Origin of the sequence: Leptospira mtsangambouensis (assembly GCF_004770475.1) — a bacterium.
GTDB lineage: Bacteria > Spirochaetota > Leptospiria > Leptospirales > Leptospiraceae > Leptospira_A > Leptospira_A mtsangambouensis.
On record NZ_RQHK01000002.1, the window covers coordinates 659,582 to 672,861 of the forward strand.

Consider the following 13,280-nt stretch of genomic DNA (forward strand, 5'->3'; position numbering starts at 1 on the left):
TTATACTTTCTCCTTTGAAAACACGAGCGATGCAGCACCTAAAGCTCCGGATAAACTTCCCCCGGCACCAATTTTGAGCCGATCGTTTAACACGGGAAAGATATTGGACCTAATTTCGGATTCCAACACTTTACCAAATAAATCATAGGATTTTGTGATTCCACCCACAAAGACCACTGCTTCTGGGTTAAGCAAATGAATTGCTCCACGAACCGCATGAGCCAGTGCCAAGGTTCCAAAATGTAAAATCTCCTGGGCAATTGGATTTTTTTCCCGAACCAGTCGGAAAAATGATTCTGCATTTTCCAATGTTTGGTTGGACTTTTCTGCATAACGGTTTAAAAAACCACGAGTAGAAAAATAACTTTCTACGCATCCATGAACCCCGCAGCCGCAAAGAGCACCACCGATGACAGATGTTGTATGGCCAATTTCAATTCCATTGCCTAGATAACCGGAATAAAGAATTCCTTTGTCTACAAAACCACCACCCACACCGGTTCCAAGAGTAATGATGAGTTGTGATTCTGTATTTTGATAAACACCGAAGTAGGCCTCACCAAGAGCAGCGCAGTTCGCATCATTTTCATACCAAACAGGTAGAGAAAATTCTTTTTTGAGTTCTTCTCCTATCGGTAAGTTTTTTAGGCCTTGCAGATTGGCACTGGATATCATAATCCCTTGTTCATTGTTTAAGGGGCCAGGAGATCCAACACCGATTCCAATTGCATCGGCTACTAGCGGACGAATGGTATCTTTTAAAATTTCTAAAAAACTTTGGTTGTCTAAATGCTCTGGTGTGGGGGAAACAAGGGATTTTAGTTCTTTTCCCGTTTCTTCAAAGAGGCTTACTTTGATGCTCCCTCCACCGATATCCACTCCGATGGCATTTCGCAAACTCATTCTCCCTTAATGACTTGGTCGAATTTCCCTTGTTTCATTTCATAAACAGTTTGGGCATCGAAGGCAAGTTTCATATCATGTGTGACAAGGATAATGGAATGATTTCGTTTGTTGTATTCATTTAATAGGAGTTGGACCAAATAACTATTTTCTGGATCCAAATCTCCAGAAGGTTCATCGGCAAATAGGATAGCTGGATCGTTGATGAGTGACCGAGCAATTGCCGCTTTTTGGATTTGTCCTCCCGACAAAGTACGAGGAAGGGAATTTTGTATGTCACCTAACTTTAAATGTTCGATCAAATAATCGCATTTACGAATATAGTCATCATTCGAAAATTTACGTGTAAAGAGAGCTGGCAAAAGGATGTTTTCCCTGATTGTAAGGTTTCCGACAAGTTCGGAAAATTGAAAAACGAGTCCTAGGTCACGAGCCCGGATTTCCGCCAGTTCTTGTTTTGATATTTGCGAAAGTTTGATTTGGTCATAAAGGATGTCACCTTCTGTCGGAGAAAGCATCCCAGTGAGCATCGAGAGCAAAGTAGTTTTGCCTGAACCGGATGGTCCAATGATGGCAACATAGTCACCTTGGTTCACATCGAAACTCACGGAACTGACTGCTTCTTCTTTGCCAAATCGTTTGGTCAAATTGTGAACACGGAGTAACATTATTTTTGTCTCCGAATTGATTTGTAAGGATCGATGAAAGAACTGATCCCGATGGTGGGAACAGAAACAAGAAGACCTAATGTGATAAAGAGAACCAAACAAGAAAAAACGGATTTGATTTCGTTAATGAACCCGAAGTCTGCTGGTGGATTTAAATAAGCAAGATTTATCAGGATCGCCATTAGGAAACTTGGTAAAAATAGGAAAAATAAGGACAAAGAGTGGAGCCAAATACAACCCAATCGGTTTCCTCCAATGGCCATCATCACTCCAATGTCACCAAGACCATGAAGGCAATGAAAGAAAAAGAGAGCCATCAGTGCAAAACTCGTGGAATAAAAAAGAATCTGCGGAGATTGGTCAAAGGAAACGATACTAGTAAGGGACACACCTCCATACAAATGGAAGTGTGTCCGAATAGTGAGTAAAAAGAATGTAAAAACTAGGGCACCGACGAGGCCATAGGCTGCCGAGTAGAGTCGATCCCGGAAGAGAAGTCGAAGAGCGAACGAAATGTAGGTGAGTTGTATCACTTCCAGGACAGAATTGACGTAAGACTCTTTTTTACCAACTAAAATAGGAAAATAGGAAGTAAGCGAATTTGGCATTTTTTATCTTTGTGGGAGCAGCTGTGATTATGCTCGGGTTTCTTTTGACCTTCATTGTAGGGCAAAGAAGGGATAGTTATGCCAAGGCTTTAAGTCTTGCCACTCTAGGGAATTTTCTAGACGCAAGGGCTCTCGTTCGGGAAAAGCTGGAAGAAGACCACCAAAACCCCTATGGCCACTATGTAATGGCAAAAATCTATGCCATGGAGAATGACCCCTTAAACGAAGCCAAACACCTCGAAATCATTAAAAAAAACAATCGGTATACAAAAGAAATCGATTCCGTAACGGTTTCAAACCGAATCGCAGAAATCTATTACACTAAAGATTTTTTTGAAGAGGCTTTTTTTCATTATTTAGATACCCTTCAGGCAGACCGTTCGAATCCCATTGCCTGCCTTCGGTTGGGGTTTATGGCCCTCGGACAAAAAGAATTTAAAATTGCAGACCATTTTTTCTCAAGGATCCCGGAAGAAAAAATCAATCTCTCCTCTTACTTCATTGCACGTGGTGTGATCTCCGGTGTGACAGGAGGGGGAAAGGAAAGGGAATACTTTGAAAAGGCATACAAATTAGAGAAGTCTCCTGTTTCTGGATTTTTATATGCCTTATCTTTATCGCGGGAGAACAAACATAAAGATGCTGTGAAAACGGCTGTGGCCATCAGCGAACAGATCGAAGATGAATTTGTACGTTTTACTCTCTTCCAGTTTTTAATGACAGAAGCCATCCTCATGCAAAACTTTCCAGAGGCATTAAAGTATGGGCGTTTGTGTTTGGAAATGGCAAGGCTCAATGCTTGGCCGAGTGAGATCATCGAAACAAGCATTCACTTTGCAATGATTACTGTGTATATGGGAAGGTTTGATGATGCGTCCGAATATTTGATTGAAGCGGAGGCAGAGCGGTTGGATGATCCCGACGTTGTGGCCCTTGCCAATTTAAAATTTAGGTTGGAGCGGGGAACAGGGACTGTTGAATCATTAACTCATGAATATGATCTATCGCGGGAACTCAATTTATTATCTGTAAACTTATTTCCTAACTCTAGATACTTTGAACTAAGTGGAATGCGTTCTTCCAAACCATTCAATATCAAAGGGATGGTGGATGATGCGGGTAAAAAACTAACATCCAAGTTGGATATGCTCGGTCTCGATAAGTTTGAAAAGTTCATTAGCCTTCCTGGAACCAATTTTAAAAACCAAGCCACTCGTATGGTCATGAGTATGGGGTATCGAGTCACAAAAGAAATGTCGAACCCTGAAGCAGACGGTGTGAATTTACTTGCCTCTTCCAAAGAAGATGTAAACAAAAGAGCACTTTTCCGTGTACGTAAATGGAAAGATGCAAAAGTTTCCGATGTTTTTTTACGTGAGATGACAAACCAAATGGAAGAGTTGGGTGCCACCAAAGGATATGTGATTGGTAATTTTGATGTCACGGAAGGAGGGAAAAAAATCATCGCAGCGAGTAATGGTGCCCTCGAGATGTACAGTGGGGATCTATTCGAGGACCTTCTCAACAAAACAATGTGATGAAATTTCAAAACCTACGTATTTCTTTTTTTGTTTTATTCTTATTTGTTTTCCATCATTGCCAAATCCAAACAAGTGGAAGCGAACCAAGTGATGGAAAATCCAATCCGCAAAAAGAAACCAAAGATCTAAATTCTTCTACAAATCCAGAAAAGAAAGAACTCATTTGTCCCATACCTTTAGTTTTAGGTAAAATTTATGGAACTTCCATTTCCAAATTTGACCAAACTGTCATTTTTTCCGAATTAAGAATTTTACTTTCTGATCTTTGTGAAAGGAAATTCCACCACCTCATCTCTCTCGTTCATCCTAGCAAAGGTTTGTATGTTGATGCCAAAGGGTATTGGTCTGTCGAGGAAGTGAAAAATGACCTAAACGATCCATACGGATATTTTCAGGTTTATTATTTTGACCAAGAGAAGTTGGATCAAAAAAAAGGAAGTTTCGGAAATTTGACTGTTCGTGATGTATTTTCTTTCGCCAAACAAGTAGTAGTTGATATTTTTGTAAGTTCTAGTGAAGAGGTGGAGGTTAAATTTCGGTTTGAGGAAAATCCAAAACTGGAACGATATTTAATTAATCCAAGTTTTATCAAAGTGGAGGGACATTGGTATCTCCTCCGAATGTTTTGAGTTATCTGGTTCCAGTAATCACTTGTTTTACTATCTCTGATGCGGTTGCGAGTGGATTTATTTTTTTGACATCGGACACTTGTTTTGTGGCTGTTTTTTCATCAAATCCAAGTTGGATGAGGGCAAGTGTTGCCAGATCTGTTTCTCTGTCTTCTGGATCTGTTTTTGCAGATTCATCACTTAAAAAGATTTCTAGTTTTTTTAGGTTTTGTTTGATTTCAAAAAGAATTTTTTCTGAGGTTTTACCTTTTACTTTTGGAATTTTTTCCAAAGTTTTTCTGTCATCTTCTTTGGCAATTTTGTACAAATCGTCTGCTTGAAAAAAAGATAAAATTTTTAAGGCAGTGAGTTCTCCAATTCCATGCAAAGATTTGATGAGTTGGAAAAGTTCCCTGTCTTTTCTTGTTGAAAATCCAAACAAACGTTCTCCTCTGTCTGTGATGGAATGAAAGATATGTAAAAAAATCTCTTCTTTCATTTTGTCCTTACATTCTAAATGTAAAGGAAAAGGAATATGGATTTCGTATCCGACACCTGCTACATCAAGGACCAGGTGATCCATTTCTAATTGAATTAATTTCCCACGTAAACTTGCAATCATCGTATCGGTTCCGCTTCCAAATTCTAGGAATCTATCTCTTTGGCGACAACTCTTTTGTTTTCTATCCTAGGTATAAGGGACATCTGTGTGATTGAGGTTCTCCTTTGTCTGGTTTTACAAAGAAAAGGAGGTTGAATTTTTGTATCCATCTTGTAAAACCAATGAGGTGAAACGAATCCGGTTATCAAAAAATCCTACTCTGGCACAGTATCTCACTTTGGCAGATTTATTTAAAAATTTACCGCATACGGTTCTTCGGGAAATGAAGGACCAAACAGTTCGGGAATATTTAGTAGGGGGCGAGATCTTATTCGAAGAAAACTCTGAAGGGAATGATTTATATATTTTGGCTGCAGGCAAACTTCGTTATGAAAAACGAGGTGCTGACGGGTCCATTCGTGACGTTGGTGAATTCAAACGACTTGATATCATTGGAGAACTAAGTTTGTTCACTGGAGAAAAACGTTCTGCCACAGTGAAAGCAATTCGCGATTCCGAACTGCTTCGAGTTCCAAGAGATGTGGCTTTGTCCATTTTACTCAAATACCCTGAGAGTCTTTTGCAAATCACAAAAATCATCGCCGAACGTTTGGCGAATGCAAAAAAAGAAAATCAGGAATTTGTTCCGCTTTCTCGAACCTTTTCTATTTTAACAGCTCTTCCAAAAAATTCCTTGGATGAAATCATTCATAAAATTGGTCTAGTATTCCTAAGGTACGGATCTTTTTGTGTTGTAGATGAAAAGGTATTTTTAGACCGAACAAGCGAATTGCAGTCGTTAGATGAAAAAGACAGAGAACCTTGGATCATCCGTTTTTTTTCTCAAATGGAAGCAGAATATGATTTTGTTTTTTACCTCTTAGAAGACAAAAAAGAATTCACTACTTGGTCGGAGAGAGCACTTCGTCAATCTGATTCTATTTTATTCATCAAAGAAGCAACGGCAGATCCAAACTGCATTCAGTTAGAATCTCTTCTCGATAAAAAACAAATCAAAGAAAGAAACCAAATTCTCGTCCTTCTCCAACCGAACGCAGTGGATGTGGTTCCAGGCACCATCAAACATTTACAAAAAAGAAAGTTCCAACGCCACTACCATGTGCATTTTGACCGCTTGGATACCTGGGAAAGATTGGGAAGGGGTTTACTTGGAAAATCCATTGGCCTAGCCCTGGGAGGTGGTGGTGCCAAAGGATTTGCTCATTTAGGTGTTTTGCGGGCGTTAGAAGAAAACAAAACTCCTATCGATATGGTTTCAGGAACTAGCGCTGGAGCTATTTTTTCTGCTCTCATTGCGATGGGCGAAACGAGTAAAGGCAGTGAAGAAAAAGCAAAGGCATTTTGGATCTCCAAAGACTTGTTAAATGAATATACAATTCCTGTTTTATCACTGACCACAGGTAAAAAATATACGGAAGCCATTCGGCAATTTTTTGGATCCATCCAAATCGAAGATTTATGGATTCCTTATTTTGCCATTGCAACTGATTTATCACATTCAGAAATTCATGTCTTTGACAAAGGAGATTTATGGAAGGCAATTCGAGCAAGCACCTCCATTCCCGGAGTGGTCCCTCCTTTTATTGATGAGGGAGTTGTGTATGTCGATGGAGGAGTGCTTGATAATGTTCCAGGAATTGCCCTGAAAGAACGAGGTGTGGGAAAGATCATTTCTGTAGATGTTTTTGGTGATATTTATCCTGACCAAGACCGGGAATTATCTTCTTATTTTGATAAAACAAATCCAGGGGTGATGACAAATCCTCTGACCCAAATGACTAACTTAATTAACTTTAATGAAATTTTAAGACCCAAGTTTCCACCCATTGGGGACATTATCATTCGATCTATCTTGGCTTCGAGTAGGGATCGGATCCGACAAACAGAAAAGATATCAGATTTGTTTTTGCAAATTCCAACGAATAACTTTGGACTTTTGGATTGGTTTGCTTATGAACGTCTCATTGAACTGGGATATGTATCTTCTGTTGATAAAATCATTAGGAGTCGGGAGAAATTTTTAAATCCTACTTTACAATCAATTCTTTAGGTTATCATAGAAAGTATGTCTTTGCATCGTTACTTTCCTTTGGTTTTTCTTCTTTGTTTTTTTACTTTTGGACAAAGACCTTCTCTTTGGGCACAAAACTTGGATTCCTTGGTGGAATCCGTTTATAATAAACAAGAATCCCTTCTGATTCGTAATGAAATACGCAAACGTTTAGGAGATCGTGCCAACGAACCTTCCATCAAAGAAATTGTAAAATCCTTACGAGTTTGGGCAGCATTTGAGTCAATGCCCGCTTCGGAATTTGCAGAGGAGGTCGAAAGGTTTGTCATTTTAAAAGATTATGGTTTGAATTGGGAAGAAACAGAAGAATTGATTCCTTACTTTATCACAGCCAAACCAAACAAAAAAGACATTCCTTACTTGGGTAAGTTTTTCAAAGAGATGGCCCTTTCCAAAGTTTCGGAAGAAACAGTTTTCGAAATCTTAAGACTTGCTAAATCTAAAGAATGGAGTGGTGCCTCCGTTCTTGTTGCAGGAAGATTGGTTGTATTATCACAAAAAAAAGAATCCAATTCTTTTCTCACACTCAAACGTTTGGAACCAGTTCTTCCGAAACAATTTGAAAATTTAAGTGAAGAGAAAAAATCAAAGTTTTTTAAAGACTGGCATTCACTTTCATTAGGAAAGATTGAGGAAACACACTGGGAGACCATCAAAACAGATACCATTCAATTGAGTTCCAAACAAATGGAAAAAGAAAACTTTCAAACTTCAGAAAGACGAACTGAAATTATATGGAATGAACAAGGAGAATGGGTCACAAAAGAACGTCCTAAACTTGATCCCAATCTTATTTTTTTAGAAGAACAAACAGTCACTTTGCCACAAGTAGGAAGCGGTGATAAGGATAAACGTAAGTTAGTGGATCCAGTGGGTCGCCAGTGGATTGGAACACCCTATCTTTACGGTGGGTATTCAAAACGAGGTGTTGACTGTTCTGGTTTGACCAAGTCGATTCTTACCGATCCAAAAATTGGAATGAATGAGAGGATGATCCCAAGGTCTGCCAGAGACCAAGCGCAGATTGGAAAGTCTGTTTCAAGGGATGGACAACAAATTGGAAATTTAGTATTTTTCTCCGCATCACCAAATACAAGTAAAATTACACATGTAGGAATGGTTTTGGACAATGATAATTTTATTCATGCATCGACTAGCAGAGGTGTGGTGATCCAATCCTTAAATGAAAAATGGTGGAAGGAGAGGTATGTGACAGGTCGAGATATTTTTACGGTAGGGAAATAGGATGGGAAAAAGAGCACTTGTATTGTCTGGAGGAGGGGCTAGAGGAGCCTACCAGGCAGGGGTTTTGCGGTATTTAGAAGAAATTCACTGGAAACCCGATATCATTTGTGGAACATCCGTTGGTGCTATCAATGCATGTGCCATTGGTTCTGGAATGAATTCTAGTCGATTGTCTGAATTATGGCTTCGGCTAAACCAAAAAAATATCATGCGTTATTCGATTTGGAATATGTTAAAAGGACTTTTCCGAAAAAAATACTATCCACTTGTGGAAACCTATCCCTTAAAAAAATTCATTCATGAAAATTTAGATTTCACAAAACTCAATGAATCCAAAACGAAAGTAATTATTTCTGCAGTTAATATTCTTAGTTCCGAGCTTAAGTTTTTTGAAAATCCTAACTTACAAATTGAACATATACTTGCCTCCTCTGCCATCCCGATGATTTTTCCATGGCAGATCATTGAGGGAGAACCTTATTGGGACGGAGGAGTGATGGCAAACACTCCCATCTTGCCCGCCCTCACACATGAAGCTTCCGAAATTGTTGTGGTCTTACTTTCACCAGTTGGTGGCATGCGAGTGATGGATGCACCCAAAACAAAAGACGAAGCTTTGGAAAGATTATTTGAATTGTATCTTCTTGGCTCTTACCGAAGTGTTGAACAGGGTTTAGAATATAGAAAATCAGTGATGAAGGGACTTACTCCCATTGAAAATTTTTTATTAGGTTTACGAACCGAATTTAAAAATGCAAAAATTTCAGTAATCGCACCAAAACAAATGTTAGGTTTGGTAAGCATTTTAAATTTTAAAAAAGATCAGGCGGAACTTTTGTTAAAACAAGGTTACGAAGATGCAAAAGATTTTTTTACGAAAAAAGCTTAATTCAAATTTGTGTTTTTGGAAAATTGAGATAGAAGGTGGATCCATTCCCAAGTTCACTTTCTAATTCAATGGACCCATTCATGGCTTCAATTTGGTGTTTGGAGAGGAATAGGCCCATTCCTTTTCCTTCTATGTCTTGGCGCAATCGAAAGTTCATATTGAATAATTTTTGGCCATGTCTTTTGGTGTCAATGCCTGGACCATTATCAGTAATTCCAATTCTTAAAAATTCTTTTGTATCCTGAAAAGAAATTCTAATTTTACAAACTTGGTTTGGGTTGGCATATTTAATTGCGTTGGTGAGGATATTGTTCACAATACTATCAAAATAAGCTTGGAATCCAAGAAGTTGGATTCCCTCTGGAACTTGGTTGGTAAATTCGATTTCTCGGTTGGCTCCATTCTTTAAGAGTAAAATTTGTGCATCGATACTTTCTTTTATCAAAATTTTTGATTTAGGAAGTTCTTTGGTATCCCTTTCAATATTCAGAAGTTCATTGAGATTTCGTATGATTTGATCCAATTGATAAGATGAAGATTCGATAAACCCAAGTAATTCTGGGTTGGAAGGATTTTCCTTTAGCAGTTCTGTCAAACTGATAAGATTGGCAATCGGTGCTCGTAAGTTATGCGATGTAATATATGTATATTCCTTCAATCTTTCATTTTGTTTTTTTGTAATCTGGACTAAAGATTCAAGTTCTCTGTTTTTGGTTAGAAGGAGGTTTTCTTTTTCAAAAAGAGAGTTTTGGATTAATTTTTGATCCTGGATGTTTTGGATGGCTCCATAAAATCCAATACAATGATCCTCTATGAATTTGGGAGTAGCAATGATACGAATCCAGAATTCATTTTCTGAACCTGCCTCGACTAAACATTCTAAATCGAAAGTTTCTTTTGTTTTGATGCAGTGGATTTCTTTTTCTTTTAATATTTTTATAAATTCTTTGGTGCCAAAAAAACTTAAATCAACAGAAAACAAATGGTTTGAAGTTTGGACTAAAATTTCGGTGGCAACTTTTGAGAGGGTAATTTGCCTATTGGTTAAATCATAATCAAAACTTCCTACTTTTGCTAGACGGTTTGTTCTAAGGAGTAACTCTTCCATTCTCTTTCTATCAGAGATGTCTCTCGTTTGTATCACAATTCCATCGTTAGTTGGAATTACCTGGTGAAAGTAATAACCTGGGGCAGCAAAGTTTCCTGGAATTTGGAACTCTTGTTCCATCGGAATTTTTGTTTTGACTACTTTTAAATATTCCTCAAAGAATCCATTCTTTCTGTTCACCGGAAATAGTTGGCAAATTCCCTTTCCTATCAATTCCTCTTTTTTCATCCCCAGTTGTTCTTCTGCTTTTTGATTTACATCGGAAATGATAAAATCTATTATTTCTCCTTCTTTGTTTTTTGATGTTTCTAAAAAGTAAATGGCTTCTAAAGCAGATTCCATTGCGGCGTGATATCTTTGGCTACTGACCAAATATTTTAATTCTGTTTCTTTTTCTGAAGTGATGTCTTTTGCTGCACCAATGATCGAAGTGACTTTTCCCGTTTCGTCTTTGATAGGACGAGTGTAATCGCGTAACCATTTGATTTTTCCTGATTTTGTGCGGAGACGGTATTCCACCACACCTGTTTCTCCTTTCAAAATCTTTGTCATACGTTCTGCAATATTTGTTAAGTCTTCTTTTAAAATGAGATTGAACCAACCACCTAACTTGGTTATTTCTTCAATGGAATAACCTGAAGTTGTCCTTAGTTCTTTTGAACTCCACTCAGCAACCACTTCGCCATTTTCAATTTTCGCTGTATAAATATAATCTGAGGTAAGTTCCGTCACTAATTGCAAACGATCTTCTAAAACCTGAGTTTCTGTAATGTCCCTGGATACACCAACAATTTCATTGATGTTTCCTTTTGCATCGAGGATAGGGTTTTTAACAGTTTCCAAAATTCTTGTGGTTCCGTTTGGTCCAACATTTGGTTCTCGTCTTACATAACTAGTGGTTCCAGTTTCAAAAACCTTTTTGTCTTCTTGGTGATATGCCTTTGTAAATTTTTCATCGTTATAGGTAACATCTTTGATGCCGATTAAGGTTTGTTTTGTGACCCCATAAAAATCGGCGCAGGCCTTGTTTACGTAAGTGACAGTAAAATTTTTGTCCTTACAAAAAACTAAGTCAGAAATTGAATCCAAAATTTGCGAAAAATAGATTTCTCTCTCTTTTGCATAACGTTCTAATTCTTTTGTTTTGGTTTGGTCCGAAAAACTAGCGAGTAAATGTGTAATTTTTCCTTGTTTGTCTTTGGAGCTATAAGCGGAGACAGATATTTCAAAAGTGGATCCATCTTTTCTTTTGGCTCGTAATTCTCCTGTCCATTGGGATTTGGTGAGGATTTCGGATAAAATGAGTTCTGATTTTTCTTTGTCATCGGTGAATGTGAGGGCATTTTTTCCGAGGATTTCGTCTATATTGTCATATCCCCAGAGAGAAAGAAATGCCTGGTTTACAAATTGAAGGTTCCCTTCTAAATCAGAAATGACAATTGCATTTACCGACTGCTCTAAAATGGTATTGATCAGTCTTTGGTCTGTCAGTTCCAATCCCATCTGCAGAAAGATAGGATGTGGATCGATAAGGACAAGTAAAATATAAATTAATTTCTTGAACTAACCATAATGTAAACAGAGTGAGCACTGTATTCGAAAGATTGTGATAGGGAATTAGGATCAATACGAGAATTTCCATATCCCACTTCTCTGATATAAGTGACGGATACTGATGATTTTGACGTCACCCATGAAAACCCTAAACTTAAACCTTTGTTTCTGGAATACTCGTTTCTTGGATTCGTTCCGGATCTTGCTACTTTATAAATGACACTTGCATCTCCGGAATTCATTTGCACTTGGTTTCCGTAAGTATTTTGAAGATACAGGTCAACCGCTGATTCTGTCCAAGAAATTGGTTTGGTATTTGGTTCGTTGGTATAAACTCCAGCTAACACAGAAAAGGTGTCTGCTAGATAGTATTCCATTCCCGCAGCGAAGTTGGTGGTGGACGCTCTTGTTAATTCTCTAATTTCTGTATCGTTGATTGTATAAGTGACTCGTCTTCCAAATGCACTAATTTCATCTTGGTTTCGTCTGGATTTGTAACCAGTTGAATAAATCATATCAAAAGAGGCCAAAAAACGAGAAGTAGGGAAGAAGGCAATTCCAAATCGTAACTCAGATGTTTGGGGGATTGACGTTGTGAGTTTTGGTTTTTGAGTGAGAACTCCGGCTTCGATGGACGAGGCACCATCTCCAGTTCCTTCAATGAAATCAATTGCAGAAGAACCTGGCCTTCTTGTGGAATCCGCATACACTTCGTTGTAAAGTCGATTTCCTCCCATCACAAAGATTCTTCGGTAACTTAGGCCCAAAGATACTTTTTGGATGGGTTGGTATTGGATTCCAAGAACCGGCATAATTCCTGAAGTCCTACGGTTATCTATGTAAGATCGCATTACATAACTTAAATCTGAAAACTGTTGGAATTGGGTTCTTGATACTTCTTTTGTATCATTCATATAATAGAGAGTGGCACCAATCGAGAGTTTGTCGGAAAGTAGGTAGGCGGCACTTGGGCCCACTAGGAGTTGGCTGTATTTTTCTTTTGTATAGTTTCTTGTTGAGTTGATAGACGGAGAAACAAGAGGATAGTTCACTTGGTCCACTCGGTTATAAGAGTAATTATAGGTATTCACAATGGAAAATGCAAATTTCCATCGATCAAAGTTTTTCAATAAACCTATGAAGTTTGGATCAAAACCTTGGTGGGTTTGGTTGTAAACCTGTCCCGGTGTATCGATATTGATATAACTTCTTTTTACATCTTTAAAATTACTGGCAGAGATGGAAATTCCATCATTATAAGTAAATCCAAGTCCAGCAGGATTATAATAGGCACCGGAAGGATCATCGGCGATGGCTGTAAAGGCTCCTCCAAGTCCCGCTGCCCGTTCTCCATAAAATCCTTGGATATTATGGAATGGTTCAGACCCAAAAACAAAACTTGGGAAAAGAATCAAAATACAAAGTGGGAGAATAGAATTTCTAAAGAGTTTGATTTTTAACAT

Annotated in this window: 11 protein-coding genes; 5 read left to right on the forward strand and 6 right to left on the reverse strand. The window is 38.2% G+C overall.

Annotated features, from left to right (window positions below):
* The 3 genes from EHR01_RS02940 to EHR01_RS02950 are packed head-to-tail and all read right to left on the reverse strand — an operon-like array spanning position 1 to position 2,179.
* Positions 1-897, reverse strand: a complete 897-nt coding sequence (locus EHR01_RS02940; RefSeq protein ID WP_135693883.1) for an ROK family protein — start codon at positions 895-897, stop codon at positions 1-3.
* Between the two features lie 2 nt (positions 898-899).
* Positions 900-1,571, reverse strand: coding sequence for an ABC transporter ATP-binding protein (locus EHR01_RS02945; protein ID WP_004789028.1), 672 nt, complete (start codon positions 1,569-1,571; stop codon positions 900-902).
* Entirely contained in the window at positions 1,571-2,179 is a 609-nt protein-coding gene (locus EHR01_RS02950; RefSeq protein WP_135693105.1) for an ABC transporter permease, read from the reverse strand. The genes EHR01_RS02945 and EHR01_RS02950 overlap by 1 nt, the downstream gene beginning before the upstream one ends.
* Here EHR01_RS02950 and EHR01_RS02955 point away from each other — a divergent pair.
* Both EHR01_RS02955 and EHR01_RS02960 read left to right on the forward strand, forming a co-directional pair.
* Positions 2,173-3,717: a restriction endonuclease gene (locus tag EHR01_RS02955; protein ID WP_135693106.1), complete on the forward strand. Its 1,545-nt coding sequence runs from the start codon at positions 2,173-2,175 to the stop codon at positions 3,715-3,717. The two genes, EHR01_RS02950 and EHR01_RS02955, sit on opposite strands and share 7 nt — an antisense overlap.
* The gene (locus EHR01_RS02960) at positions 3,717-4,349 is read left to right on the forward strand and encodes a hypothetical protein (RefSeq protein ID WP_135693107.1); all 633 of its coding nucleotides are present in this window, start codon (positions 3,717-3,719) and stop codon (positions 4,347-4,349) included. The genes EHR01_RS02955 and EHR01_RS02960 overlap by 1 nt, the downstream gene beginning before the upstream one ends.
* A gap of 1 nt (position 4,350) precedes the next feature.
* Here the strand turns inward: EHR01_RS02960 and ruvA are convergent, their stop codons facing one another.
* Complete coding sequence (ruvA, locus tag EHR01_RS02965) at positions 4,351-4,950, reverse strand: Holliday junction branch migration protein RuvA (protein WP_135693108.1); 600 nt, start codon at positions 4,948-4,950, stop codon at positions 4,351-4,353.
* Positions 4,951-5,116: 166 nt separating this feature from the next.
* Between ruvA and EHR01_RS02970 the strand changes: the two genes are divergently transcribed.
* From EHR01_RS02970 to EHR01_RS02980, 3 genes are read left to right on the forward strand one after another with little or no spacing between them, the layout of a single operon-like run.
* A complete protein-coding gene (locus EHR01_RS02970) occupies positions 5,117-7,000 on the forward strand; it encodes a patatin-like phospholipase family protein (RefSeq protein ID WP_341866992.1) in 1,884 nt (627 codons plus the stop codon).
* A 15-nt stretch (positions 7,001-7,015) separates the two neighbouring features.
* Positions 7,016-8,266: a C40 family peptidase gene (locus EHR01_RS02975; RefSeq protein WP_135693109.1), complete on the forward strand. Its 1,251-nt coding sequence runs from the start codon at positions 7,016-7,018 to the stop codon at positions 8,264-8,266.
* Between the two features lies 1 nt (position 8,267).
* On the forward strand, positions 8,268-9,155 hold the full coding sequence (locus tag EHR01_RS02980; RefSeq protein ID WP_135693110.1) for a patatin-like phospholipase family protein: 888 nt from the start codon (positions 8,268-8,270) through the stop codon (positions 9,153-9,155).
* Position 9,156: 1 nt separating this feature from the next.
* Here the strand turns inward: EHR01_RS02980 and EHR01_RS02985 are convergent, their stop codons facing one another.
* Both EHR01_RS02985 and EHR01_RS02990 read right to left on the reverse strand, forming a co-directional pair.
* The gene (locus EHR01_RS02985) at positions 9,157-11,766 is read right to left on the reverse strand and encodes a PAS domain-containing sensor histidine kinase (RefSeq protein ID WP_135693111.1); all 2,610 of its coding nucleotides are present in this window, start codon (positions 11,764-11,766) and stop codon (positions 9,157-9,159) included.
* A gap of 47 nt (positions 11,767-11,813) precedes the next feature.
* A complete protein-coding gene (locus EHR01_RS02990) occupies positions 11,814-13,280 on the reverse strand; it encodes an OmpP1/FadL family transporter (RefSeq protein ID WP_135693112.1) in 1,467 nt (488 codons plus the stop codon).

Coding starts and splice junctions, on each gene's coding strand:
- EHR01_RS02960 (WP_135693107.1), top strand. CDS start 3,717: ATGAAATTTCAAAACCTACGTATTTCTTTTTTTGTTTTATTCTTATTT.
- EHR01_RS02950 (WP_135693105.1), bottom strand. CDS start 2,179: ATGCCAAATTCGCTTACTTCCTATTTTCCTATTTTAGTTGGTAAAAAA.
- EHR01_RS02945 (WP_004789028.1), bottom strand. CDS start 1,571: ATGTTACTCCGTGTTCACAATTTGACCAAACGATTTGGCAAAGAAGAA.
- ruvA (WP_135693108.1), bottom strand. CDS start 4,950: ATGATTGCAAGTTTACGTGGGAAATTAATTCAATTAGAAATGGATCAC.
- EHR01_RS02985 (WP_135693111.1), bottom strand. CDS start 11,766: ATGGGATTGGAACTGACAGACCAAAGACTGATCAATACCATTTTAGAG.
- EHR01_RS02980 (WP_135693110.1), top strand. CDS start 8,268: ATGGGAAAAAGAGCACTTGTATTGTCTGGAGGAGGGGCTAGAGGAGCC.
- EHR01_RS02975 (WP_135693109.1), top strand. CDS start 7,016: ATGTCTTTGCATCGTTACTTTCCTTTGGTTTTTCTTCTTTGTTTTTTT.
- EHR01_RS02990 (WP_135693112.1), bottom strand. CDS start 13,280: ATGTTAAAAATCAAACTCTTTAGAAATTCTATTCTCCCACTTTGTATT.